The organism is Cupriavidus sp. FW305-3-2-15-C-LB2 (genome assembly GCF_058787575.1).
In genome coordinates this window covers 49,825-72,754 of sequence record NZ_JBYSZW010000027.1, presented here as the reverse complement: position 1 = coordinate 72,754, position 22,930 = coordinate 49,825, and the positions used below count along the sequence as shown (strand labels likewise).

Sequence of the window (22,930 nt, the reverse complement as noted above, 5' to 3'; positions counted from 1 at the left end):
GGGCTCCGTGGATCAGGCGACCTGCGCCTGGGCCGGCGCGGGGACTTGCAGCCGGGCGGCGGCGTCGCGGACGAAATCGACGCTGGTGTCGATGGCGGTCACCGGCAGCATATGCCCGCCGCTGACCAATGTCAGCGTGGCGCCCGGAACCTTGGCGGCGAGCGCTTCGCCATGCTCGGCAAAATCCAGGATGCGGTCTTCGCGGCCGTAGAGGACACTGACCGGCACGCGCAGCGTGCCGTAGCGGTGCAGCAGCGCCGGCAGGCTCTGCGCGGCGCCGATCAGGTCTTCGGACGCGGCCAGGAAGTGGCGCGGCCGCAGCGCCAGCAGCCCGCCTCCGCGCGTCGGGAAGTCGTCCGGCACCGGGTCCGGGCCGAACACGATGTCCATCACGGCTTCGCGGCGCCGAATCGACATCGGCACCACCAGCGTCCATGCCATCAGCCGGCGCAGCCACGCGCTGGGCACGGTCATGGCCTGGAACACCGGCGAGATCGCCTTGGGCGGGTGCGTGAGCGGCGCGATCAGTGCCAGCCCGCCCACGCGCTCGGGGTGGTGGATGGCCAGTGCCAGCGCAATCGCGCCACCCAGCGAATGGCCCACCACCAGCGGACGCTCCAGGCCAAGCTTGTCGCACAGCGCGGCGAGCGCTGCGGCCTGCGCCGGCAGGTCCGCGGCGCTGCCCGGCGTGCGTATGGAGTGGCCCGCGCCGGGGCGGTCGACGGCGATCACGCGGAAATGCTCGGCAAGCGGCCCGATCATGCCGTAGCCAAAATTCTCAAGCTGGCCGGACAGGCCATGCACCAGCAGCACCGCCGGGCCCTGGCCGCGCTCCACCACGTGCAGCCGCGCGCCGGGCACGTCGACAAAGCGGCCGTGCGGCGGCATGGCGGCTTCGATGCGCCGCGCGGTGCGCCACGTGTACAGATACAGCGACGCGCCCAGCGCCAGGATCAGCCCGATCAGCACCGCGAAAACGGTCAGGACGATGGTCATGATTGCACCTCGCTGGCGGCAACGGCCGGCACCGTGTTGTTGTTGTCGGTGGTGTCCTGGCCGTCCCGGTGCGCCCGGTGTGCCAGGGGAGAGGGAGGCGGGACATCGAACTGCAACACGCCGTCTGCGATGCGCCCGTGCCGGATCGCCAGCAGGTCTTTCAGGTAGTTCTGGTGCACGCGCCATGGCTTGCGATGCCCTTGCCGGGGCAGCACGGTGGCGGCACGCTGCACGTAGCCGGAGGTGAAATCCAGGAACGGGGTCGGCTCAACGTCAGCCGGGGCGCGCGGCACGGCAATGCGGTGGGCGTGGCGATCCATATGACGCAGCAGGCGGCAGACGTACTCGGCCGTGAGGTCGGCCTTGAGCGTCCACGAGGCATTGGTGTACCCGAAGGCCAGCACGAGGTTGGGCACATCGCTCAGCATCATCCCCTTGTAGGCCAGGCATTCGGCGGGGCGGCGCGGCTGGCCGTCCACGGTGAGTGCAATGTCGCCCAGCATGTTCAGCTTGAGGCCGGTGGCCACCACCACGACATCCGCGGCCAGCGTCTTGCCGCTGGCCAGCACGATGCCGTTCTCGGTGAACCGGTCGATGGTGTCGGTCACCACCGATGCGCGCCCGTCGCGGATCGCGCGGAACAGGTCGCCGTCGGGCACCAGGCACAGGCGCTGGTCCCAGGGCCGGTAGCGGGGCGTGAAGTGGGTGCCGACGTCATAGCCCGGCGCCAGTTGCGCTGCCGCCATGCCGATCAGGCGCTGCCTGACGCGGTCCGGCCGGCGCCGCGCCAGCTGGAAGAACATCATGCCCAGCAGCACGTTCTTCCAGCGCGTGGCGGCGTAGGCCAGCCGCTCCGGCAGCACGCGGCGCAGCTTGTGGGCGATGGCGTCCTCGCCGGGGCGCGTCACGATATAAGTGGGAGAGCGCTGCAGCATCGTCACGTGCGCGGCGCTTTTCGCCATGGCCGGCACCAGCGTGACCGCCGTGGCGCCGCTGCCGATCACCACCACGCGCTTGCCGGCGTAGTCGAGCGATTCGTCCCAGAACTGCGGATGCACCATGCTGCCGCGGAATTGCGCTTCGCCTGCAAATTCGGGCCGGTGGCCCTCGGCATAGCTGTAATAGCCTGCGCACACATAGAGAAAGCGTGTGCGCAGGCGCAGCCGGCTGTGGTCCGCGGTGCGTTCGGCTTCGACCGTCCAGCAGGCTGCGGCGCTGTCCCATGCCGCGCTGATGACCCGATGGCCGAAGCGGATATGTGGCGTGATGCCGGCCTCTTCGGCGGTTTCGCGGATGTAGGCGCGAATCGACGGCCCGTCGGCGATGGCCTTGGCGCCGCGCCAGGGCTTGAAGCGGTAGCCCAGCGTGTACATGTCCGAATCCGAGCGGATGCCGGGGTAGCGGAACAGGTCCCAGGTGCCGCCCATGGCCTCACGCGCCTCCAGGATGGCGTAGCGCTTGCCGGGGCAGCGCATTTGCAGCTGGCGCGCGGCGCCGATGCCGGACAGGCCGGCGCCTACGATCAGGACATCAAGGACTGCGTCATCGGGACTTGAGGCGGTCATGGGGGGGTCCGGGCGAGTGGCGCTTCTGACAACATAGATTGTCAGAAGCGATCCGGCAAGGAATCTGACAATAGGGAATGTCATAATGGCGCGCATGACGACCGAGCTCACCCCCGCGCGTCGCTACCGCGGCGCCGAAGCCGAAGAACGACGTGCCCAACGCCGTGTGCAGCTGATTGCCGCGGCCGTGCAGGTCTACGGCGAGCGCGGCTACCAGAACGCCACCGTCAAGGCCGTGTGCGAGGCCGCGGGCCTGACCGAACGGTATTTCTATGAGTCGTTCGCCAACAGCGAGGCCTTGCTGCTGGCATCGTTTCAAACGGTGACCCACCGCTTGCTGCACACCCTCGCCCTGGCGGGCGAGGGGGCCGGAGGCGAGGGCCAGCAACGCGCGCTGGCCATGCTGCGCGCCTATTTCGGGGCGCTGCGGCGCGAGCCGCGTTCAGCGCGGGTGTTCCTGGTGGAAATCCGCGGCGTCAGCAAGCTGGTCGACGGGGCGCTGGCGGATTCGCTGGATGAATTCGGCGGGCTGCTCGCGCAAGCGCTGCTGCCGCCGGGACGCAAGCTCGATCCGTTGCTGACGGCGGGGGTGGCGGGCGGGGTGGTCCACATCGCCCTGCGCTGGATCACGCACGGCTATGCGCCCGAGGTGGAGGTGGTCGCGCGCACCGCGCTACAGCTGGCCCTGGTGCTGGCGCACGAGCCGGACTAGGACACCAGGCCCGGGTTACAGCTGCGGCGCCGGCGTCTTTTCCCTGAACTCGCATAGCGGCTCGATCACGCAGTGCCAGCACTCTGGCTTGCGCGCCTTGCACACGTAGCGGCCGTGCAGGATCAGCCAGTGGTGGGCATCGTGCAGGAACTCATGCGGCACGCACTTGAGCAGCTTCTGCTCGACGATCTGCACGGTCTTGCCCGGCGCCAGCCCGGTGCGGTTCGCTACCCGGAAGATATGCGTGTCCACCGCGATGGTGGGCTCGCCGAACGCGGTGTTGAGCACCACGTTGGCGGTCTTGCGGCCCACGCCCGGCAGCGCCTCCAGCGCTTCGCGCTCGGGCGGGACCTTGCCGCCGTGGCGCTCGACCAGGATGCGGCAGGTTTCGATCACATGCTTCGCCTTGGTCTTGTACAGCCCGATGGTCTTGATGTACTCGCTGAGGCCGGCTTCGCCCAGGTCCAGCATCTGGCGTGGGGTATGCGCTACCGGGAACAGCCGCCGCGTGGCCTTGTTGACGCCGACGTCGGTCGCCTGCGCCGACAGCAGCACGGCGATCAGCAGCTCGAACGGCGAGCTGTATTCCAGTTCGGTGGCCGGGGCAGGGTTGGTTTCGCGCAGCGTCTCAAAGATGGCACGGCACTTGGCGGCGTTCATTGTTTTTCTTCCGGGTCGGTATTGGCGTTCTGGTCGGATCCAGGCCTGGCAAGCCCCGCGCGCGCGCGCCGTGCTTCGGCGGCGTCGATCTGGGCCTGCACCGCAGCCGAGACGTTCTCCGTATTGCGCGGCTGCGCGGCCTGCTGCTTCTGCCGGGCGCGTTCGATGGCGGCCTGGATGATGGCGCGCTTGCGTTCCTGCGCGGCGCGCTCGGCATCGTTCTCCGGCGCTTCGGCTTGCACCGCGGCCAGCTTGGCGGCGGCCTTGGCGGCCAGGCGCGCGTCGTTTTCCTCGCGCTCGCGCACCAGCCGCGCATTGCGTGCCAGGTAGCGCGCGTGCGCGGCATCGGCCTGCGCCTGCGACCACGCGGCCCAGCCGGTGCGCGCGCCGGTGACCGGGACCATGTCGATGCAGTCGACCGGGCAGGGCGCCACGCACAGGTCGCAGCCGGTGCACCAGTCAGGGATCACCGTATGCATCTGCTTGGCGGCGCCGGCAATCGCATCGACCGGGCAGGCCTGGATGCAAAGCGTGCAGCCGATGCAAAGGCTCTCGTCGATGCGGGCCACCGCGCGCGGCTGTTCGCTGCCGCGCTCCGGGTCCAGCGGCAGTGGTTCGGTGCCGAGCGCCGCGGCCAGGCGCACGATTCCTTCCGCGCCGCCGGGCGGGCAGCGGTTGCAGGCGGCTTCGCCGCTGGCCATGGCTTCGGCGTAGGGGCGGCAGCCGTTGAAGCCGCATTTTGTGCACTGGGTCTGTGGCAGCAGCGCTTCGATGCGGTCGGCAAGGGACTTGACGGCGGGATTCACGACTACGGGCAGGAAATCAGGGGACAAGACAGGGACCAAGGCCGGATCAGAACGGTCAAGACACGATATTTACGGGGCGCTGTGAGGGTTTGGCGACATAACAGCCGAACCCGGCGGCGGACAATAGGCCAGCGACCCTGCGGCACCGGGATCTCTGTGGACCCCTGCGAGCCATCGCGCCGCAAGGATTATCCCCGATTTCGCCGGCGGGCAGAAACGGCGATGATGCGCGCACCGCCGGATTGCCGCATTCCGGCCTATGCCATAATCCGCGCAACGATCGACCAGCCACCCCATGTCAACTGAGCCCAAGACCAAACGCGACCCGGAAGGGACGCGCCGACGCATCCTCGCTGCGGCCACCGAGGAATTCGCCAAGGGGGGTCTGGCCGGCGCCCGCGTCGACCAGATTGCCCGGCGCGCGGAAACCAACGAACGCATGCTGTACTACTACTACGGCAGCAAGGAAGGCCTGTTCCTGGCGGTGCTTGAGAAGCAATACGCTAATTTCCGCGCCGACGAGGAGCAGCTGCACCTGGTCGACGAAGACCCGGTCCAGGGCGTGCGCACGCTGGCGCGTTTCGTCTGGGACTGGTATTACGAGCACCCGGAGTTCATCCGCCTGGTCAACAGCGAGAACCTGCACGAGGCCCGGCACCTGAAAAAGTCGGCGCAGCTGCAGCAGCTGATCAACCCGGTGGTGGATGTGCTGGCCGACGTGATCCGGCGCGGGCAGGAACAAGGCGTGTTCCGCGACGATATCGACGTGCCGCAGTTCTACCTGACGATTTCCGCGCTGGGCTACTACGTGCTGTCCAACCGCTATACCATCAGTGCCGTGATCGGCCGCGACGTGGCCTCGCAGCAGGAGCATGAGCGCTTTGCCGAGCTGCACTCGGAAATGCTGCTCAGCTACCTGAAGAAGCACTGAGCATCCCGGCCCCGCAAGAAGAAACGCCCGCAATCGCGGGCGTTTTCTTACCTGGTGGCCGAGGCCTGGTGGTACTTGCGGATAAAGTCGCGCAGCTGCGGGTAGATCTCTTCGCGCCAGCGCCGGCCCGAGAAGATGCCGTAGTGGCCGCAGTGTGCCGCGTTCAGGTGCTGCTTGCGGGTTTTCGGGATGCCGGCGCACAGGTCGTGCGCCGCGGCGGTCTGGCCCGCGCCCGAGATGTCGTCCAGTTCGCCCTCGACGGTCATCAGCGCGGTGCTCTTGATGTCCTGCGGCCGCACCGGATTGCCGTCGATGGCCCAGGTGCCGTTGGCCAGGCGGAATTCCTGGAACACCTCGCGGATGGTGTCGAGGTAGTACTCGGCGGCCATGTCGAGCACCGCGTTGTATTCGTCGTAGAAGCGCACGTGGGCTTCGGCGTCATCCGCATCGCCCTCGACCAGGCTCAGGTAGAAGTCATAGTGCGAGGAAAGGTGCCGGTCCGGGTTCATCGCCACGAAACCGGCATGCTGCAAAAAGCCCGGGTAGACGCGGCGGCCGTGGCCGGGGTAGTTGGCCGGCACGGTGTAGATGACGTTGTTCTCGAACCACTCGAACGACTTGTTGGTCGCCAGCGAGTTGACCGCGGTGGGGCTCTTGCGGGCGTCGATCGGGCCGCCCATCATGGTCATGGTGCGCGGCGTCTTCTCGCCGGCCGAGGCCATCAGCGAGATCGCGGCCAGCACCGGCACGGTGGGCTGGCATACCGAGATCACATGCAGGTTCTCGGCGCCGATATGGCGGATGAATTCCTGGATGTAGTAGATGTAGTCCGACAGGTGGAACGCGCCTTCCTCGACCGGCACCATGCGTGCGTCGATCCAGTCGGTGACGTAGACCTTGTGGTCCTGCAGCAGCGTGCGCACCGTGTCGCGCAGCAGCGTGGCATGGTGGCCCGACAGCGGCGCGGCCACCAGCACCACCGGCTCATCCTTGAGCAGCTTGATGGTCTCCGGGTCGTCGGCATAGCGCTTGAAGCGCACCAGCTTGCAGAACGGCTTTTCAAGCACGGTCTGCTCGACGATGGGGATGTCGCGCCCGTTGGAGCGCACCGACTTGATGTCGAATGCCGGCTTTTCGTATTCCTTGCCGAGCCGGTACAGCAGTTCATAGCCGGCAGCCAGGCGGGGTGCGCCGGGAACCAGCGAGAGCGGGCTGAGGGGGTTGGTGAAGGTCTTGGCGGTCGCCTGGGCCCACGCGGTCAGCGGGTGCAGGATCGAGCGCTGGAACTCATGCAATTGGTAGAGCATGCCTTTTCTGCCTGGGTCTAGCTAAGAGGTACGTACTACCAAGTACTAATGTACTGACAATACACCGGGGGATCGTGGCGCCGATTATGCCTTTAACCGAACGACCGTGCTAACGATCTTGCTCTGCAGCATATACCTTAAAGTACATCCGTTGCTGCGGAAAACAATAAGGTAAAAGGCTGATTTCTTGATGACATTGGCTGATAAATCGTAAACAAATGCAAAAAGCGGCCGAAGCCGCTTTTTGTGCATTGCTTTGTGACGCTTGCGCCAGTCGCCACCTGTTGCGGGATGGCGATTGCAAAAGCCTTTTACATCACAGCTGCGATCGCGTCGACGACGGCGTCGATGTTGCGGCTGTTCAGCGCGGCCACGCAGATGCGGCCGGTGCCGACGGCGTAGATGCCATGCTCGTTGCGCAGGCGGTCCACCTGGGCCGAGGTCAGGCCCGAGTACGAGAACATGCCGCGCTGCGCCTTGACGAAGGAGAAGTCGCCCGGCACGCCCTTGGCGGCCAGCTTGTCGACCAGCGCATGGCGCATCAGCTTGATGCGGTCGCGCATCTCGGCCAGCTCTTCTTCCCACATGGCGCGCAGTTCCGGGCTGTTCAGCACGGTCGCGACCACGGTGCCGCCGTGCGTCGGCGGGTTGGAGTAGTTGGTGCGGATCACGCGCTTGACCTGCGACATCACGCGCTGCGCTTCTTCCTTGCTGGTGGTGACGATCGACAGCGCGCCGACGCGCTCGCCGTACAGCGAGAAGCTCTTCGAGAACGAGCTCGACACGAAGAAGGGCAGTCCGGAGTCCGCGAACAGGCGCACGGCGGCGCCGTCCGGGTCGATGCCGTCGGCAAAGCCCTGGTAGGCCATGTCCAGGAACGGGATCAGGTTGCGTTCCTTGACCAGTTCCACCACCTGCTTCCACTGCTCGGGCGACAGGTCCACGCCGGTCGGGTTGTGGCAGCAGGCGTGCAGCACGACGATGGTGTTGGCCGGGAACGACTTCAGCGATTCCACCATGCCGGCAAAGTTCAGGCCGTGGCTGGGGGCATCGTAGTAGGCATAGTTGACCACCGGGAAGCCGGCGGATTCGAACAGTGCGCGGTGGTTTTCCCAGCTCGGGTCGCTGATGGCGACCTTGGCGTCCGGATACAGGCGCTTCAGGAAGTCGGCGCCGATCTTCAGCGCGCCGGTGCCGCCGAGTGCCTGGGCCGTCACCACGCGGCCTTCCGTGATCAGCGGCGATTCCTTGCCGAACAGCAGCGTCTGCACGGCCTGGTCATAGGCGGCAATGCCTTCGATCGGCAGGTAGCCACGCGGCGTGGCGGTGGTCAGACGTGCCTTTTCTGCCTCCTGGACGGCGCGCAGCAGGGGGATTTTCCCTTCGTCGGTGAAGTACACGCCAACGCCCAGGTTGACCTTGGTCGGGCGGGTATCGGCATTGAAGGCTTCGTTTAGGCCCAGGATCGGGTCGCGCGGGGCCATCTCGACGGCAGAAAACAAACTCATTTGGAATCTCGTGGTCGGCTATGTAAGAAAACGGGAAGGCGTAGAATGCTTCGGACTGCGCTGGGGGCTGACAGGCCCCCGTGACGCTTCCGGCTTGAAGCGGGGGCTGGCAACCCCAAGATTCTAGCGTATTCGCCCCGTATTCCTGAGGTATTTCCCTAATCCCGCCCGTAAATTCGCCCCCTATGTCGAACCTTGCAGAAGCCGCGCCGGCCCTGGACGAAGACAAATTCGTCACATTCCCCGGCTCCCCGTTCCAGCTCTACCAGCCGTTCCCGCCCGCCGGCGACCAGCCGGAGGCCATCCGGCAACTGGTGGAGGGGGTCGAGGACGGCCTGTCGTTCCAGACGCTGCTGGGGGTGACGGGTTCGGGCAAGACCTTCACCATGGCCAATGTGATCGCCCGGATGGGACGGCCGGCGATCGTGTTCGCGCCCAACAAGACGCTGGCGGCCCAGCTCTACGCCGAGTTTCGCGAGTTCTTCCCGCGCAACGCGGTCGAGTACTTCGTCAGCTACTACGATTACTACCAGCCCGAGGCCTACGTCCCGCAGCGCGACCTGTTTATCGAGAAGGACTCGTCGATCAACGAGCATATCGAGCAGATGCGGCTGTCGGCGACCAAGAGCCTGCTGGAGCGCCGCGACACGATCATCGTGGCGACCGTCTCTGCGATCTACGGTATCGGCAACCCGACCGAATACCACCAGATGATTCTCACCTTGCGGGCCGGCGACAAGATCAGCCAGCGCGATGTGATCGCGCGCCTGATCGCGATGCAGTACACCCGCAACGAGACCGATTTCCAGCGCGGCACCTTCCGCGTGCGCGGCGACACCATCGACATCTTCCCGGCCGAGCATGCCGAGATGGCGGTGCGGCTGGAGATGTTCGACGACGAAGTCGAGTCGCTGCAGTTCTTCGACCCGCTGACTGGCCGCGTGCGCCAGAAGATCCCGCGCTTCACGGTCTATCCGTCGAGCCACTATGTGACCCCGCGCGAGACCGTGCTGCGCGCGATCGAGGCGATCAAGTCGGAGCTGCGCGAGCGGCTGGAGTTCTTCCACAAGGAAAACCGGCTGGTGGAGGCGCAGCGGCTTGAGCAGCGCACCCGCTTCGACCTGGAAATGCTGTCCGAGCTGGGCTTCTGCAAGGGCATCGAGAACTATTCGCGGCACCTGTCCGGCGCGAAGCCGGGCGAGCCGCCGCCGACGCTGGTCGACTACCTGCCGCCCGACGCGCTGATGTTCCTGGACGAGTCGCACGTGCTGATCGGCCAGCTCAACGGCATGTACAACGGCGACCGCGCGCGCAAGACCACGCTGGTGGAGTACGGCTTCCGGCTGCCCTCGGCGCTGGACAACCGGCCGCTGAAGTTCGACGAATTCGAGCGCAAGATGCGCCAGGTGATGTTTGTTTCGGCCACGCCGGCGCAGTTCGAGCAGGACAATGCCGGGCAGGTGGTGGAGCAGGTGGTGCGTCCGACCGGGCTGGTCGATCCCATCATCATGGTGCGCCCGGCGACCACGCAGGTGGATGACCTGCTATCGGAAATCCACGCCCGCGTGGAGGTTGGCGAACGCGTGCTGGTGACCACGCTGACCAAGCGCATGGCCGAGCAGCTGACCGAGTTCCTGTCCGAGAACGGCGTCAAGGTGCGCTACCTGCACTCGGACATCGACACGGTCGAGCGCGTGGAGATCATCCGCGACCTGCGCCTGGGCACCTTCGACGTGCTGGTGGGCATCAACCTGCTGCGCGAAGGCCTGGATATTCCCGAGGTGTCGCTGGTGGCGATCCTCGATGCGGACAAGGAAGGCTTCCTGCGCGCCGAGCGCTCGCTGATCCAGACCATCGGGCGCGCCGCGCGCAACGTCAACGGTACCGCGATCCTGTACGCGGACCGCATGACCGAGTCGATGAAGAAGGCGATTGGAGAGACCGAGCGCCGCCGTGCCAAGCAGATCGCCTTCAACGAGGCCAACGGCATCACGCCACGCGGCGTGGTCAAGCGCATCAAGGACATTATCGACGGCGTCTATAGCGTCAACGATGCCAGGGCCGAGTTGCTGGCGGCGCAGGAGCAGGCCCGCTACGAGGACATGAGCGAGAAGCAGGTCTCCAAGGAAATCAGGCGTTTGGAGAAGCTCATGCTCGATCACGCCCGCAACCTGGAGTTCGAGCAGGCGGCGCAGGTGCGCGACCAGCTGGCCAAGCTCAAGGCGCAGGTGTTCGGCGCCAGTGGAGAGGGCGCGCTGCCGCCTGCCTGATACGCCGCACCGCCACGCGCGCTTCGCCTATAGTGAAATTCGCGGCGGCGCCGGTCATGAAGGGTGAAAGCGCGAAGGCTGCCGCGAAGGAGGCAAGATGGAACGCCAGTTTGAATACGGCGGCTACGCGGTCGTGGTCAGCGCGGTCCCCAATGCCGCCGGCGGGTTTGCGGCGCAGATGCGCATCGCCGATGCCTTCGGCGAGCCATCCGGCCCCAGCTACGAGGCGATTGCGGGCGACGCGCCCACGCCCGAAGGGGCCATCGCCCTGGCGGAGGCCGGCGCCATGCGCGCGATCGACGCCGGCGAGGTCAACTAGCCAGGCATCACCCATTTTCCGTGGAGAACCACAATGAGCGATATCGGTGAATGGAAGAAGAAGGTCTATGAAACCCACGAGGTGCAGGTCCAGGTCAAACAGCGCTCACAGAGCGAATGGTCCTACACCGTGCGCGTCTGCCGCCCCGGCACCAATATCCGCGCCGCCGGCACGCTGACCGAGACCTCGCGCATCACCGAGCACTACAAATCGCGCGAGGCCGCGGAAGTGGCCGGGTTTGCGCACGGCGAGCGGCTGGCCAAGCAGCTGGCCTGAAGGGCTGCGGGTAGAATTGCGGCTGTCCGGCCGGCGGCCCTGCCGTGTGCCGGTGCGCCCGCCGTTCCACTCCCGCCAAGCCGTGATCCGATGAAGACATACGCCATCCTGATGTGTTGCATGGGGAACATCTGCCGTTCCCCGACGGCGGAGGGCGTGCTGCGCGCCAAGCTGGCTGCGGCGGGGCTGGACGCACTGGTGGAACTGGATTCGGCGGGCACGCATGAATACCACCTGGGCCGCGCGCCCGATCCCCGCACCCAGCGCCACGCGCTGCAGCGCGGCTATGACCTGTCCGCGCTGCGCGCGCGCAAGGTCGGCCTGCCTGACTTCGACCGCTTCGACCTGATCCTGGCGATGGACCGCGAGAACCTGGCCGGCCTGGCGCGGCTGCGCCCCGATGCCGGCGCCAAGCTGCGCCTGCTGATGAGCTTCGCCACCCGCCACGACGCCGACGAGGTGCCGGACCCCTACTACGGCGAAGGCGATGGCTTCGAGCGCGTGCTCGACTACATCGAAGATGCCTGCGACGGCCTGGTGGCCGAGTTGCGCCAGCGCCTGCAAGGCAACGCCGGCTGATCCCGGCGCCCGCTCCATCGTCCTTTCTGCGGCCCGCGCCGCGACGCCTCCAGCGCCGCGGCCGGCGGACCAATCCCACGAGAATCCATGCTTCGCAAACTGTTCCGCAAATGGCGCGAATCGCGCAATGCAAGCCTGCAGCTCGACGCCATCCTGGCCGCTGCCGATCCTGAGGCGCCGCTGGCCGAGCGCAACGGCTGGCTGATCGAGTTGGGCTTCTGGATCCGCCGCGATGGCGGGCTGGGCGCCGATGCTGACAGCCAGGAACCTGGCACGGACCGCCGCCACCCCGAGCATGTGCGGCTGCGCTACCTGCTGCAGGTGCTGGAGCGGCATCCCGACTGGGCCGGGCGTTTCGCCCTGACGGTGCGCAGCCTGGTGCGCGAGAACGACCCCACCGGACTGTTCTGCGATACCGGCGTGGCCCTGCACCCGGGCTTCGTCAGCGAGATGGTGGGCCGGCTGCAGAACCGCTTCCTGCCGCCGCCGCCCAACCGCAGCGACATGGCGGGGCTGTTTGCGCTGGTGTTCGTCGGGGATGAGGACGCGGAGTGGGTCGAGGCCATCGACGATGGGCTGCTGGCGCGGCTGGCGCGCGTGCTGCAGGCCGGCAGCGCCGGGGGCGAAGCGGCGGGCATGGCGCACTATCGCGATGCGCTGGGCCAGACGCTGGCCACCAGCATCGCGGTGCTGGTCAGCCAGGTGCGCGCCACCGGCCTGAGTCAGGCGATCCGTTCGCGCCTGGCCGGGCGCGTGGAAGAGACACCGTTCTTCCGCCTGGACGAGGCCATCCAGGCCTTGCGTGAAGAGGGCCTGCGCCAGGACGACAACAGCTTTGGCCACCGCCTGAACTACTTCCGCGCGCTGCTGGACGGCTGCCATGCCGCGATCCGCCAGGTGTATGAGGACCTGGAAGAAAACGGCGTGTCGGTCGAGGTGGTGTTCCAGATCGAGCGCATGAAGGTGCAGCTCAGCCGCATCGAGCTGCTGCTGGCGGCCTGGGTCGAGCCCCGCCGGCCCGGCATGCATGCGCACCTGGTGGCGGAGCTGATCCGATCGACCCAGGCCCGGCGCAGCATCTTGCACCTGGCCGGCACCTCGTTCGCGCAGCTGGCGCGCAAGGTGGTGGAGCGCTCGGCCGAGACCGGCGAGCACTACATCACGCGCGACCGCAAGGAATACGCCGAGCTGGTGCGCGCCGCGGCCGGCGGCGGCCTGGTCTCGGTCGCCACCGTGTACCTGAAGTTCCTGATCTACGGCCTGCACCTGGACAAGTTCAGTGAAGGGTTGCTGGCCTCGCTCAACTACGCCGGCAGCTTCCTGGCCATCCACTTTGCGCACTTCACGCTGGCGACCAAGCAGCCGGCCATGACCGGGCCGGCGCTGGCGCACCGGCTGGACGGGGCAGGGCGGCCGGAAGGGCGCGAGATATTCGTCGACGACACCATTGCCATGATCCGCTCCAACGCGGCGGCGATCGTCGGCAACCTGGCGGTGGTGTTCCCGGTGGCGCTGGGGATCCAGTGGCTGGCGCACAAACTGCTCGGCGCCAACCTGATCACGCCGGCCAAGGCGATTGCCACCATCGAGTCGTTCTCGATCCTGGGCCCGACGCCGCTCTATGCCGCCTTCACCGGCGTGCTGCTGTGGCTGTCCAGCCTGATTGCCGGCTGGGCCGACAACTGGTTCGCGCTGCATCGCGTGCACGACGTGATGGCCTACAACCGGCGCCTCCAGTACGTGCTGGGTGCGCGCGGCGCCACCCGTCTGGCGGATTTCTGGAAGCGCAACCTGTCGGGCATAGCCGCCAACGTGTCGCTGGGCCTGCTGCTGGGGCTGGGGCCGGAAATCCTGAGCTTCTTCGGGCCCCATATGGAAGTGCGCCATGTGACGCTGTCGACGGGCTCGGTCGGCGCCGCCATCGGCGTGCTGGGGCTGGATGCACTGCGCATGCCGTCGCTGTGGCTGGCGGTGGCGGGCATTGCGCTGATGGGGATGCTGAACGTGGCGGTGAGCTTCGCGCTGGCGTTCAATATGGCGCTGCGGTCACGCAACCTGCGGCGCGTGGACCGCGCCGAACTGAGCGCGGCCGTGCGGCGGCGCATCCTGAAGCACCCGTTGTCGCTGGTGATTCCGCCGCGCACGGCAGGCCCGGAGACGGCCGCGGGCGGGCGCGAAGCGTGAGCGGGGCGTGGTGCGCTGCGGCAGGGGTAGTTGACTGAATTAGTCGGGTACCTTTATACTTGACGGAAACGATCAAGTATTAGCTTCACCCCCAGAGCCCTGCACCATGAGACTGACCACCAAAGGCCGCTTCGCGGTCACTGCGATGATCGACCTGGCCATGCGCCAGGACCAGGGACCGGTCACGCTCGCCGGCATCAGCCAGCGGCAAAAGATCTCGCTGTCCTACCTGGAGCAGTTGTTTGGCAAGCTGCGCCGGCACGAGATCGTCGAAAGCGTGCGCGGCCCGGGCGGCGGCTACAGTCTGGCGCGCAAGGCCGAAGACGTCACCGTGGCGGACATCATCATCGCCGTGGACGAGCCCCTGGATGCCACCCAGTGCGGCGGCAAGGGCAATTGTAACGGAGATGACGGCTCCGGGCGCTGCATGACCCACGAACTGTGGGCCACGCTGAACCAGAAGATGGTCGAGTACCTCGACTCCGTTTCCCTCAAGAACCTGGTGGACCAGCAGCGCGAGCGCCAGCCGGCCGTGCTGCACGACATGCGCGAGGACGCCGCGCAGCCGGTCGCGGCCGCTGCGCGCGGCAAGGCCGACAAGCAGGAAAAGCCGGTCCGGGCCAGAATGGTGAATTCAGTTTTCAGCCTGGCGCAGTCCTGAGCGCGCCCAGTCAACGACAGCAAAACAGCGATCAGCGGTCCCTAACAAGGCAGTCATAACGATGAGCACCCCACATTTCCCCATCTACATGGATTACTCGGCCACCACGCCGGTGGACCCGCGCGTGGCGGACAAGATGATTCCGTACCTGCGCGAGCAGTTCGGCAACCCCGCCTCGCGCAGCCACGCGTACGGCTGGGAAGCGGAGCGCGCGGTGGAAGAAGCACGTGAGCAGGTGGCCGCACTGGTCGGCGCCGATCCGCGCGAGATCGTGTGGACCTCGGGTGCGACCGAATCGAACAACCTGGCGATCAAGGGCGCCGCGAACTTCTATTCGGGCAAGGGCAAGCACATCATCACCCTGAAGACCGAGCACAAGGCCGTGCTCGACACCACGCGCGAGCTGGAGCGCCAGGGCTTTGAAGTGACCTACCTGGACGTGAAGGAAAACGGCCTGCTCGACATGGAAGTGTTCAAGCAGGCGCTGCGCCCGGACACCATCCTGGTGTCGGTGATGCTGGTCAACAACGAGATCGGCGTGATCCAGGACGTCGCGCAGATCGGCGAGATCTGCCGCGAGAAGGGCATCATCTTCCATTGCGACGCCGCGCAGGCAACCGGCAAGGTGGCGATCGACCTGGGCAAGCTGAAGTGCGACCTGATGTCGTTCTCGGCTCACAAGACCTACGGCCCCAAGGGCATCGGCGCGCTGTACGTGCGCCGCAAGCCGCGCGTGCGCATCGAGGCGCAGATGCACGGCGGCGGCCATGAGCGCGGCATGCGCTCGGGCACGCTGGCCACGCACCAGATCGTCGGCATGGGCGAAGCCTTCCGCATCGCCCGCGAAGAGATGGCGACTGAGAACGAACGCATCCGCATGCTGCGCGACCGCCTGTGGAACGGCCTGTCGGACATGGAAGAGGTCTACCTGAACGGCGACCTGGAACAGCGCGTGCCGCACAACCTGAATGTCAGCTTCAACTTCGTCGAAGGCGAGTCGCTGATCATGGCGATCAAGGACGTGGCGGTGTCGTCGGGTTCGGCCTGCACCTCGGCCTCGCTGGAGCCGTCGTATGTGCTGCGCGCCCTGGGCCGCAACGACGAACTGGCGCACAGCTCGATCCGCTTCACGGTGGGCCGCTTCACCACCGAGCAGGAGATCGACTACACCATCGAACTGCTCAAGAGCAAGATCGGCAAGCTGCGCGACCTGTCGCCGCTGTGGGAAATGTTCAAGGACGGCGTCGATTTGAATTCGATCCAGTGGGCCGCGCACTGACGCGCCCGCACAGATCATCAGAACAAAACGCAATACCCCCGCAAAGATACGCAAGAGGTAAGCAAAATGTCATACAGCACCAAGGTTCTCGATCACTATGAAAACCCCCGCAACGTCGGTTCGTTCGACAAGAACGACGATGCGGTCGGCACCGGCATGGTCGGTGCGCCGGCCTGCGGCGACGTGATGAAGCTGCAGATCAAGGTCAACGAGGCGGGCGTGATCGAAGACGCCAAGTTCAAGACCTACGGCTGCGGCTCGGCCATTGCCTCGTCCTCGCTCGTGACCGAGTGGGTCAAGGGCAAGACCGTGGACCAGGCGCTGGAGATCAAGAACACCCAGATCGCCGAAGAACTGGCGCTGCCGCCGGTGAAGATCCACTGCTCGATCCTGGCCGAAGACGCGATCAAGGCCGCCGTCGAAGACTACAAGAAGAAGCACGGCGCCGAGCAGAAGGCTGCCTGATTCTGTCGCACTGACCACGGCATCGACGAAGGAAGACGCAACGATGATCACCATGACCGAGAAGGCGGCCAAGCATGTGGCCCGCTACCTGGAACGCCGCGGCAAGGGCGTGGGCCTGCGCCTGGGCGTGAAGACCACCGGCTGCTCGGGCCTGGCCTACAAGCTGGAATACGTCGACGAGCTGCTGCCGGAAGACGCGGTGTTCGAATCGCACGGCATCAAGGTCATCGTCGACGCCAAGAGCCTGCCGTATATCGACGGCACCGAACTCGACTACGCACGTGAAGGGTTGAACGAAGGTTTCCGCTTCAACAACCCCAACGTCAAGGACGAGTGCGGCTGCGGCGAGTCCTTCACGGTCTGAGGCGCGCCAGCGCAAGCAAGCCCCGGTGGAGCGCAGCATCGTCGGGTTCCGCCGGGACGAGGAAGGCCACTGGGTGGCCGAACTCGAATGCGGGCACGGCCAGCATATGCGGCACGACCCGCCATGGCAGTCGCGGCCATGGACGCAAAGCGAGCAGGGCCGCGCCGGCATGATCGGCATGCGGGTGAACTGCCTGAAGTGCGACCGCAACGAACCGCCGGCCGAGTGGGCACGCAAGCCCGCCTGAGCGGCACCGTGGCGGCAATGGACAAAGGGGCGGCGCGGCCGCTCTTTTTTCTTGGGGAAGCAGTTGAAAGACGATTTTTTTGCGCTGTTCGGCCTGCCGGCGCAGTACGGCGTCGATGACGCCGCGCTGGATGCGGCGTACCGCACCGTGCAGTCGCAGGCGCATCCGGACCGCTTTGCCAAGGCGGGCGACGCCGAGCGCCGCGTGGCCATGCAATGGGCCGCGCATGCCAATGAAGCCTACCGTACGCTGCGCCAGCCGTTGCGGCGCGCGACCTACCTGCTGAAGCTGCGCGGCGTCGATGTGCAGGCCGAGAACAACACGGCCATGACTCCGGCCTTCCTGATGCAGCAGATGGAATGGCGCGAAGCGCTGCAGGAAGCGGTGGAGGAGCGCGCAGTGGACCGGCTCGATGCGCTGCTGCGCGAGCTGCGCCAGGAAAAGCGTGAGCGCCACGAAGCACTGGGCGCGTTGCTGGATTCCGGCGACAACGAGGCGGCTGGCGGCGCGGTGCGGCAACTGATGTTTATCGAGAAGATCGAGCACGATACCAGCGAGGCCATCGACCGGCTGGAACACTGACCGGCACGTTTGCCGGGGCCGTGACACAATGGCGCCCGGCGCGAAAACCGCTCCCCAATGCCACCCGCATGGCGGTTTCCACTGCCGCACAAGACAGCAAAGAAATACCATGGCACTGCTCCAGATTTCCGAACCCGGCATGTCGCCGGCGCCCCACCAACGCCGCCTGGCCGTCGGCATCGACCTCGGCACCACCAATTCGCTGGTGGCCGCGGTGCGCAGCAGCATTCCCGAAGTGCTGGGCGACGAGCGCGGCCGCGCGCTGCTGCCGTCGGTCGTGCGCTACCTGCCGGACCGTACCGCCCATATCGGCTACCGGGCCCAGGAAGAAGCGGTGGGCGACCCCAAGAACACCATCGTCTCGGTCAAGCGCTTCATGGGCCGCGGCCTGCGCGACGTGGCCAATATCGAGCACAGCCCGTATGACTTTGTCGACGCGCCGGGCATGCTGCAGATCAAGACCGCCGCCGGCGTAAAGAGCCCGGTGGAGATCTCGGCCGAGATCCTGGCCACGCTGCGCCAGCGCGCTGAAGACACGCTGGGCGACGACCTGGTCGGCGCCGTCATCACGGTGCCGGCCTACTTCGACGAGGCCCAGCGCCAGGCGACCAAGGACGCCGCGCGCCTGGCCGGCCTGGAAGTGCTGCGCCTGCTCAACGAGCCCACTGCCGCGGCCATTGCCTACGGCCTGGACAATGCCTCGGAAGGCATCTACGCGGTTTACGACCTGGGCGGCGGCACCTTCGATATCTCGGTGCTCAAGCTCACGCAGGGCGTGTTCGAGGTGCTGGCCACCGGCGGCGACTCGGCCCTCGGCGGCGATGACTTCGACCAGCGCCTGCTGTGCTGGATCGTCGAGCAGGCCAGCCTGCAGCCGCTATCGGCGCAGGACATGCGCCTGCTGATGGTGCGTGCGCGCGCGGCCAAGGAAGCGCTGTCGGAAAGCGACAGCACCGTGATCGACGCCGTGCTGGAGTCCGGCGAGATCGTCCACCTGACGCTGACTGTCGAGATCTTCGACCAGGTCACCGCGCACCTGGTGCAGAAGACCCTGGCGCCGGTGCGCAAGGCGCTGCGCGACGCGGGCGTCGCGCCCGACGAGGTCAAGGGCGTGGTGCTGGTCGGCGGCGCCACGCGCATGCCGTCGATCCGCAAGGCCGTGGGCGACTACTTCGGCCAGACCCCGCTGACCAACCTCGACCCGGACCGCGTGGTGGCGCTGGGCGCCGCGATGCAGGCCAACCTGCTGGCCGGCAACCATGCCCCGGGCGAAGACTGGCTGCTGCTCGACGTGATCCCGCTGTCGCTGGGCGTTGAGACCATGGGCGGCCTGGTCGAGAAGATCATCCCGCGCAACAGCACCATCCCGGTGGCGCGCGCGCAGGAATTCACCACCTTCAAGGATGGCCAGACCGCGATGGCGATCCACGTTCTGCAGGGCGAGCGCGAGCTGGCCAGCGACTGCCGCTCGCTGGCGCGCTTCGAGCTGCGCGGCATCCCGCCGATGGTGGCGGGCGCGGCGCGCATCCGCGTGACCTACCAGGTCGATGCCGACGGCCTGCTGTCGGTGACCGCGCGCGAAACGCATTCGGGTGTGGAAGCCTCGGTCACGGTCAAGCCGTCGTACGGCCTGGCCGACGACGATATCGCGCGCATGCTGCAGGAAAGCTTCCGCGAGGCCGAGCACGACATGAAGAGCCGCGCGCTGGCCGAAGAGCGCGTGGAAGCCGACCGGCTGGTCGAGGCCACGCAGCGCGCGCTGGAAACCGATGGCGACCTGCTGTCGGCGGAAGAGCGCACCGCGGTCGAGGCGCTGATGGCTACGGTGCGCGAGATCGCCACCGGCGAAGACCACCACGCCATCCACGCCGCGGTGGAGAAGCTGTCGCACGGTACCGACGAATTCGCCGCCCGCCGCATGGACCGTTCGATCAAGAGCGCGCTGGCCGGGCGCAAGGTGCAGGAGCTGGGCTGATCACCGGGCCCGCACCGACATACAGACATCAGGACACCACATGCCACAGATCGTTGTTTTGCCCCACGTTGAATATTGCCCGGAAGGGACGGTGATCGAAGCCGAGAAGGGCGTCAGCGTCTGCGACGCGCTGCTCTCGCACGGCATCGAGATCGAGCATGCGTGCGAGAAGTCGTGCGCCTGCACCACCTGCCACGTGATCGTGCGCGAGGGCTTCAATTCGCTCAACGAGGCCGAGGAGAAGGAAGAAGACCTGCTCGACAAGGCCTGGGGGCTGGAGCCGAATTCGCGGCTGTCGTGCCAGGCCATCGTCGATGATGAAGACCTGACCATCGAAATCCCGAAGTACACCATCAACCACGCCAAGGAAGGCCACTGAGCGGCCGGCAAATCTCAGCGGAGAACAATCCCATGAAGTGGACCGATACCTACGCCATTGCCGAAGCGCTGTATGACAAGTTCCCGGATGTCGATCCGGCGGGCGTGCGCTTCACTGACCTGCGCCGCTGGGTGCTGGAGCTCGACGGCTTTGCCGACGCGCCCGAGCGCTCGGGCGAGAAGATCCTGGAGGCGATCCAGCAGGCCTGGATCCAGGAAGCCGAATAAGCGACGCAGTATCGGGATGGCGACAAAAGGCCGGCAAATTGCCGGCCTTTTGCTTTGCTGCTGCGCGAGAGCCGGATCAGCCCCGCATCAGCGCGCCGTTCTCCAGGTGCACGCGCTCGCCTGGCTGCACGGCGGGGTCTTTCTCGTAGGTGAAGGTGCGGTGGCTGCCGTCATCCATGCGCACGCGCACTTCATAGTGCGTGTCCTTGCTGACGGTCTTCTCGATCTGGTTGCCGGCCACGCCGCCACCCACGGCACCCACCACGGTGCCGACGATGCGGCCATTGCCCTTGCCGACCTGGTTGCCCAGCAGCCCGCCCACCACGGCCCCGCCGAGCGCGCCCAGGCCGCTGGTGTTGGGCTTCTGGGTCTGGATCGGCGTCACCGAGACGATACGGCCGGCGTAGGGGCTGCCCTTGGCAGCCTGGCGCTCGGTGTCGGCACGCTGGCTGGCGCGCGGCTCGCTGTCGCGCTGCGCGGCCTGGCGTGCCGGGGCGGTGCGTGGCGCGGCTTGCGACGAACCGGTGGCATCCTGGCCGGCCGGGCGCTGCTGGCCGTCGTTGTAGACCGGCGGCCGGGTGGTGCTGCCCGGGGCGGGCGCTGCCGTGACCGGCAGCGGCCCTTGCGGGTCTGCCTGCGCACCGGCCTGCGCCGGCAGGTCAGGGCTGGCCTTGCCGATCGGCAGCACGCCAGTGACGGCGGCGACCGCGGTCAGGCTGGCGATCACCACGGCGACGGCTGCCGCACCGACGAGCGGATGCAGCCGGCGTTGCGGCGGCAGCGGGGCAGGGGTGTTGTCGTTCGGGGTGGCTTGGCTTTGCATTGCTATGGCTCCGGTGCGGCGAAGGCCGCGTTGGGATGGAACCAGTGTGGCCGAAGCGGGTGGGGTTTTCCGTTTGTTTTTGTAAATATATGTAGGCGGAAAATATCTTTTATATCAATGCCTTATGGTTGGTTGGGGCGCATATCACGGGGCCAGGCTGTAACATTCGGCGGCTTGGCATGACATTGGCGGCGCCCCAAGGAAAAAGCCCCACCGATTCGGTGGGGCTTCATCTTGCCAAAGCGCTTGCTCAGTCTTCCCGGCGCAGATGCGGGAACAGGATGACGTCGCGGATATTCGGGCTATCCGTCAGCAGCATCACCAGGCGGTCGATGCCGATGCCGCAGCCGCCCGTCGGGGGCATGCCGTATTCCAGCGCGCGGATGTAGTCGGCGTCGAAGTACATGGCTTCTTCATCGCCGGCGTCCTTCTGCTCGACCTGCTTGCGGAAACGGTCGGCCTGGTCCTCGGCATCGTTCAGCTCCGAGAAGCCGTTGGCGATCTCGCGGCCGGTGATGAACAGTTCAAAGCGCTCGGTGATGCCAGGCACCGTGTCCGAGGCGCGTGCCAGCGGCGAGACCTCGACCGGGTAGTCGACGATGAAGGTCGGCTCCCACAGCTGGCTTTCCGCGGTTTCCTCGAACAGCACCAGTTGCAGCGTGCCCAGGCCGGCGTTGAGGAACTGCGGCGCGTTGGTGTTGACGCCGAACTTCTTCAGCTCGGTGCGCAGGAACCCGGCATCGGCCAGTTGCGCATCGGTGTACTGCGGTGCGAACTTCTGGATCGCCTGGCAGATCGTCAGCCGATGGAACGGCTTGGACAGGTCCAGCTCGCGGTCCTGGTAGGTCAGCACGGCACTGCCGCGCGCATCGATCGCGGCCTTGCGGATCAGGTCCTCGGTGAAGTCCATCAGCCAGCGGTAGTCCGTGTAGGCCGCGTAGAACTCCATCATGGTGAACTCGGGGTTGTGGCGCGGGCTCACCCCTTCGTTGCGGAAGTTGCGGTTGATCTCGAACACACGCTCGAAGCCGCCGACGATCAGGCGCTTCAGGTACAGCTCGGGCGCGATGCGCATGAACATCTGCATGTCCAGCGCATTGTGGTGCGTGATGAAGGGCTTGGCCGCGGCGCCGCCCGGGATCGGGTGCAGCATCGGCGTTTCCACTTCCATGAAGCCGGCATCGGCCATATGGCGGCGCAGCGACGAGATCGCATTGGTGCGGGCGCGGAAGGTGTTGCGTGTTTCCGGCGACACGATCAGGTCGACATAGCGCTGGCGGTACTTCATTTCCTGGTCGGCCAGGCCGTGGAACTTGTCCGGCAGCGGACGCAGCGACTTGGACAGCAGGCGCAGCTCGCGCACCTGCACCGACAGCTCGCCCTTGTTGGTGCGGAACAGTTCGCCGCGGGCGCTGATGATGTCGCCCAGGTCCCAGTGCTTGAAGGCCGCGTAGACCTCTTCGCCGACCTTGTCGCGGGTGATGTAGAACTGGATCTGGCCGCTGCCGTCCTGCACCGTGGCAAAGCTGGCCTTGCCCATCACGCGCTTGAGCATCATGCGCCCGGCGATGGCGACCTCGACCGGCGCGGCCTCGAGCGTGGCCTGCTCGGTCTCGGCGTATTGCGCCTGCAGCGCGGCGGCCTGGTGGGTGGGGCGGAAATCGTTGGGGAAGGGCACGCCTTGCTGGCGCAGCGCGGCCAGTTTCTCGCGCCGCTCCGCGATGATCTTGTTCTCGTCGACGGCGGGAGTATCTGCGGCGGCTGGCTTGGCCTGGGCGCGGTTCGGTTCAGTCATGATGTCTTGTCGGATCGCGC

Annotated in this window: 24 protein-coding genes; 16 read left to right on the top strand and 8 right to left on the bottom strand. The window is 66.6% G+C overall.

Annotated features, from left to right (window positions below; translation table 11 throughout):
- Nucleotides 1-12 precede the first annotated feature (12 nt).
- Entirely contained in the window at nt 13-996 is a 984-nt protein-coding gene (locus AC3WRR_RS19975) for an alpha/beta fold hydrolase (protein WP_058696925.1), read from the bottom strand.
- Entirely contained in the window at nt 993-2,561 is a 1,569-nt protein-coding gene (locus AC3WRR_RS19970) for a flavin-containing monooxygenase (RefSeq protein WP_492297910.1), read from the bottom strand. The genes AC3WRR_RS19975 and AC3WRR_RS19970 overlap by 4 nt, the downstream gene beginning before the upstream one ends.
- Nucleotides 2,562-2,646: 85 nt before the next feature.
- On the opposite strand from AC3WRR_RS19970, the gene AC3WRR_RS19965 reads away from it, so the two are divergent.
- Nucleotides 2,647-3,273: a TetR/AcrR family transcriptional regulator gene (locus AC3WRR_RS19965; RefSeq protein WP_010809038.1), complete on the top strand. Its 627-nt coding sequence runs from the start codon at nt 2,647-2,649 to the stop codon at nt 3,271-3,273.
- Nucleotides 3,274-3,288: 15 nt separating this feature from the next.
- Here the strand turns inward: AC3WRR_RS19965 and nth are convergent, their stop codons facing one another.
- Together nth and rsxB are read right to left on the bottom strand one after the other, a co-directional pair.
- Nucleotides 3,289-3,933 carry an endonuclease III gene (gene nth / locus AC3WRR_RS19960; RefSeq protein ID WP_011614905.1) on the bottom strand — a complete coding sequence of 215 codons (645 nt, stop codon included), beginning with the start codon at nt 3,931-3,933 and terminating at the stop codon, nt 3,289-3,291.
- The gene (gene rsxB / locus AC3WRR_RS19955) at nt 3,930-4,739 is read right to left on the bottom strand and encodes an electron transport complex subunit RsxB (protein ID WP_011614906.1); all 810 of its coding nucleotides are present in this window, start codon (nt 4,737-4,739) and stop codon (nt 3,930-3,932) included. The genes nth and rsxB overlap by 4 nt, the downstream gene beginning before the upstream one ends.
- A gap of 295 nt (nt 4,740-5,034) precedes the next feature.
- Here rsxB and AC3WRR_RS19950 point away from each other — a divergent pair, with 295 nt between their 5' ends.
- Nucleotides 5,035-5,670 carry a TetR/AcrR family transcriptional regulator gene (locus tag AC3WRR_RS19950; protein ID WP_010809035.1) on the top strand — a complete coding sequence of 212 codons (636 nt, stop codon included), beginning with the start codon at nt 5,035-5,037 and terminating at the stop codon, nt 5,668-5,670.
- 47 nt (nt 5,671-5,717) lie between these two features.
- Here AC3WRR_RS19950 and AC3WRR_RS19945 read toward each other — a convergent pair whose 3' ends face one another.
- Together AC3WRR_RS19945 and AC3WRR_RS19940 are read right to left on the bottom strand one after the other, a co-directional pair.
- Nucleotides 5,718-6,977, bottom strand: coding sequence for a polyhydroxyalkanoate depolymerase (locus AC3WRR_RS19945; RefSeq protein WP_010809034.1), 1,260 nt, complete (start codon nt 6,975-6,977; stop codon nt 5,718-5,720).
- A gap of 311 nt (nt 6,978-7,288) precedes the next feature.
- Nucleotides 7,289-8,485, bottom strand: a complete 1,197-nt coding sequence (locus tag AC3WRR_RS19940) for an amino acid aminotransferase (protein ID WP_010809033.1) — start codon at nt 8,483-8,485, stop codon at nt 7,289-7,291.
- Nucleotides 8,486-8,670: 185 nt separating this feature from the next.
- Here AC3WRR_RS19940 and uvrB point away from each other — a divergent pair, with 185 nt between their 5' ends.
- The 14 genes from uvrB (at nt 8,671) to iscX (ending at nt 20,292) form a co-directional block, all read left to right on the top strand.
- Nucleotides 8,671-10,755, top strand: coding sequence for an excinuclease ABC subunit UvrB (uvrB, locus tag AC3WRR_RS19935; protein ID WP_010809032.1), 2,085 nt, complete (start codon nt 8,671-8,673; stop codon nt 10,753-10,755).
- Between the two features lie 97 nt (nt 10,756-10,852).
- Nucleotides 10,853-11,074, top strand: coding sequence for a hypothetical protein (locus tag AC3WRR_RS19930; protein WP_010809031.1), 222 nt, complete (start codon nt 10,853-10,855; stop codon nt 11,072-11,074).
- Nucleotides 11,075-11,107: 33 nt separating this feature from the next.
- Complete coding sequence (locus AC3WRR_RS19925; protein WP_010809030.1) at nt 11,108-11,350, top strand: hypothetical protein; 243 nt, start codon at nt 11,108-11,110, stop codon at nt 11,348-11,350.
- Nucleotides 11,351-11,440: 90 nt separating this feature from the next.
- Nucleotides 11,441-11,929 carry a low molecular weight protein-tyrosine-phosphatase gene (locus tag AC3WRR_RS19920; protein WP_010809029.1) on the top strand — a complete coding sequence of 163 codons (489 nt, stop codon included), beginning with the start codon at nt 11,441-11,443 and terminating at the stop codon, nt 11,927-11,929.
- 87 nt (nt 11,930-12,016) lie between these two features.
- Nucleotides 12,017-14,113: a site-specific recombinase gene (locus AC3WRR_RS19915; protein ID WP_010809028.1), complete on the top strand. Its 2,097-nt coding sequence runs from the start codon at nt 12,017-12,019 to the stop codon at nt 14,111-14,113.
- Nucleotides 14,114-14,219: 106 nt separating this feature from the next.
- Nucleotides 14,220-14,774, top strand: a complete 555-nt coding sequence (gene iscR, locus AC3WRR_RS19910; RefSeq protein WP_011614910.1) for a Fe-S cluster assembly transcriptional regulator IscR — start codon at nt 14,220-14,222, stop codon at nt 14,772-14,774.
- Nucleotides 14,775-14,829: 55 nt separating this feature from the next.
- Nucleotides 14,830-16,053, top strand: coding sequence for an IscS subfamily cysteine desulfurase (locus AC3WRR_RS19905; protein ID WP_269446663.1), 1,224 nt, complete (start codon nt 14,830-14,832; stop codon nt 16,051-16,053).
- A 66-nt stretch (nt 16,054-16,119) separates the two neighbouring features.
- On the top strand, nt 16,120-16,518 hold the full coding sequence (gene iscU, locus AC3WRR_RS19900) for a Fe-S cluster assembly scaffold IscU (protein ID WP_010809025.1): 399 nt from the start codon (nt 16,120-16,122) through the stop codon (nt 16,516-16,518).
- Between the two features lie 43 nt (nt 16,519-16,561).
- Nucleotides 16,562-16,882 carry an iron-sulfur cluster assembly protein IscA gene (gene iscA, locus AC3WRR_RS19895; RefSeq protein WP_010809024.1) on the top strand — a complete coding sequence of 107 codons (321 nt, stop codon included), beginning with the start codon at nt 16,562-16,564 and terminating at the stop codon, nt 16,880-16,882.
- A gap of 25 nt (nt 16,883-16,907) precedes the next feature.
- Entirely contained in the window at nt 16,908-17,129 is a 222-nt protein-coding gene (locus AC3WRR_RS19890) for a DUF3565 domain-containing protein (protein WP_010809023.1), read from the top strand.
- 63 nt (nt 17,130-17,192) lie between these two features.
- Complete coding sequence (gene hscB / locus AC3WRR_RS19885; RefSeq protein ID WP_010809022.1) at nt 17,193-17,711, top strand: Fe-S protein assembly co-chaperone HscB; 519 nt, start codon at nt 17,193-17,195, stop codon at nt 17,709-17,711.
- Nucleotides 17,712-17,820: 109 nt separating this feature from the next.
- Entirely contained in the window at nt 17,821-19,686 is a 1,866-nt protein-coding gene (gene hscA, locus AC3WRR_RS19880) for a Fe-S protein assembly chaperone HscA (RefSeq protein ID WP_492297907.1), read from the top strand.
- A gap of 40 nt (nt 19,687-19,726) precedes the next feature.
- Nucleotides 19,727-20,065, top strand: coding sequence for an ISC system 2Fe-2S type ferredoxin (gene fdx, locus AC3WRR_RS19875; protein WP_010809020.1), 339 nt, complete (start codon nt 19,727-19,729; stop codon nt 20,063-20,065).
- Nucleotides 20,066-20,097: 32 nt separating this feature from the next.
- Nucleotides 20,098-20,292, top strand: coding sequence for a Fe-S cluster assembly protein IscX (gene iscX, locus AC3WRR_RS19870; protein WP_010809019.1), 195 nt, complete (start codon nt 20,098-20,100; stop codon nt 20,290-20,292).
- Between the two features lie 76 nt (nt 20,293-20,368).
- On the opposite strand, the gene AC3WRR_RS19865 is transcribed toward iscX, so the two are convergent.
- Complete coding sequence (locus tag AC3WRR_RS19865) at nt 20,369-21,115, bottom strand: glycine zipper 2TM domain-containing protein (RefSeq protein ID WP_010809018.1); 747 nt, start codon at nt 21,113-21,115, stop codon at nt 20,369-20,371.
- Between the two features lie 250 nt (nt 21,116-21,365).
- On the bottom strand, nt 21,366-22,910 hold the full coding sequence (lysS, locus tag AC3WRR_RS19860; protein WP_010809017.1) for a lysine--tRNA ligase: 1,545 nt from the start codon (nt 22,908-22,910) through the stop codon (nt 21,366-21,368).
- Nucleotides 22,911-22,930 lie beyond the last annotated feature (20 nt).

Bases quoted from the DNA above. Each gene is read 5' to 3' on its own strand.
- AC3WRR_RS19975 (WP_058696925.1), bottom strand. From the start codon at position 996: ATGACCATCGTCCTGACCGTTTTCGCGGTGCTGATCGGGCTGATCCTG.
- AC3WRR_RS19970 (WP_492297910.1), bottom strand. From the start codon at position 2,561: ATGACCGCCTCAAGTCCCGATGACGCAGTCCTTGATGTCCTGATCGTA.
- AC3WRR_RS19965 (WP_010809038.1), top strand. From the start codon at position 2,647: ATGGCGCGCATGACGACCGAGCTCACCCCCGCGCGTCGCTACCGCGGC.
- nth (WP_011614905.1), bottom strand. From the start codon at position 3,933: ATGAACGCCGCCAAGTGCCGTGCCATCTTTGAGACGCTGCGCGAAACC.
- AC3WRR_RS19950 (WP_010809035.1), top strand. From the start codon at position 5,035: ATGTCAACTGAGCCCAAGACCAAACGCGACCCGGAAGGGACGCGCCGA.
- AC3WRR_RS19945 (WP_010809034.1), bottom strand. From the start codon at position 6,977: ATGCTCTACCAATTGCATGAGTTCCAGCGCTCGATCCTGCACCCGCTG.
- AC3WRR_RS19940 (WP_010809033.1), bottom strand. From the start codon at position 8,485: ATGAGTTTGTTTTCTGCCGTCGAGATGGCCCCGCGCGACCCGATCCTG.
- uvrB (WP_010809032.1), top strand. From the start codon at position 8,671: ATGTCGAACCTTGCAGAAGCCGCGCCGGCCCTGGACGAAGACAAATTC.
- AC3WRR_RS19930 (WP_010809031.1), top strand. From the start codon at position 10,853: ATGGAACGCCAGTTTGAATACGGCGGCTACGCGGTCGTGGTCAGCGCG.
- AC3WRR_RS19925 (WP_010809030.1), top strand. From the start codon at position 11,108: ATGAGCGATATCGGTGAATGGAAGAAGAAGGTCTATGAAACCCACGAG.
- AC3WRR_RS19920 (WP_010809029.1), top strand. From the start codon at position 11,441: ATGAAGACATACGCCATCCTGATGTGTTGCATGGGGAACATCTGCCGT.
- AC3WRR_RS19915 (WP_010809028.1), top strand. From the start codon at position 12,017: ATGCTTCGCAAACTGTTCCGCAAATGGCGCGAATCGCGCAATGCAAGC.
- iscR (WP_011614910.1), top strand. From the start codon at position 14,220: ATGAGACTGACCACCAAAGGCCGCTTCGCGGTCACTGCGATGATCGAC.
- iscU (WP_010809025.1), top strand. From the start codon at position 16,120: ATGTCATACAGCACCAAGGTTCTCGATCACTATGAAAACCCCCGCAAC.
- iscA (WP_010809024.1), top strand. From the start codon at position 16,562: ATGATCACCATGACCGAGAAGGCGGCCAAGCATGTGGCCCGCTACCTG.
- hscA (WP_492297907.1), top strand. From the start codon at position 17,821: ATGGCACTGCTCCAGATTTCCGAACCCGGCATGTCGCCGGCGCCCCAC.
- fdx (WP_010809020.1), top strand. From the start codon at position 19,727: ATGCCACAGATCGTTGTTTTGCCCCACGTTGAATATTGCCCGGAAGGG.
- iscX (WP_010809019.1), top strand. From the start codon at position 20,098: ATGAAGTGGACCGATACCTACGCCATTGCCGAAGCGCTGTATGACAAG.
- AC3WRR_RS19865 (WP_010809018.1), bottom strand. From the start codon at position 21,115: ATGCAAAGCCAAGCCACCCCGAACGACAACACCCCTGCCCCGCTGCCG.
- lysS (WP_010809017.1), bottom strand. From the start codon at position 22,910: ATGACTGAACCGAACCGCGCCCAGGCCAAGCCAGCCGCCGCAGATACT.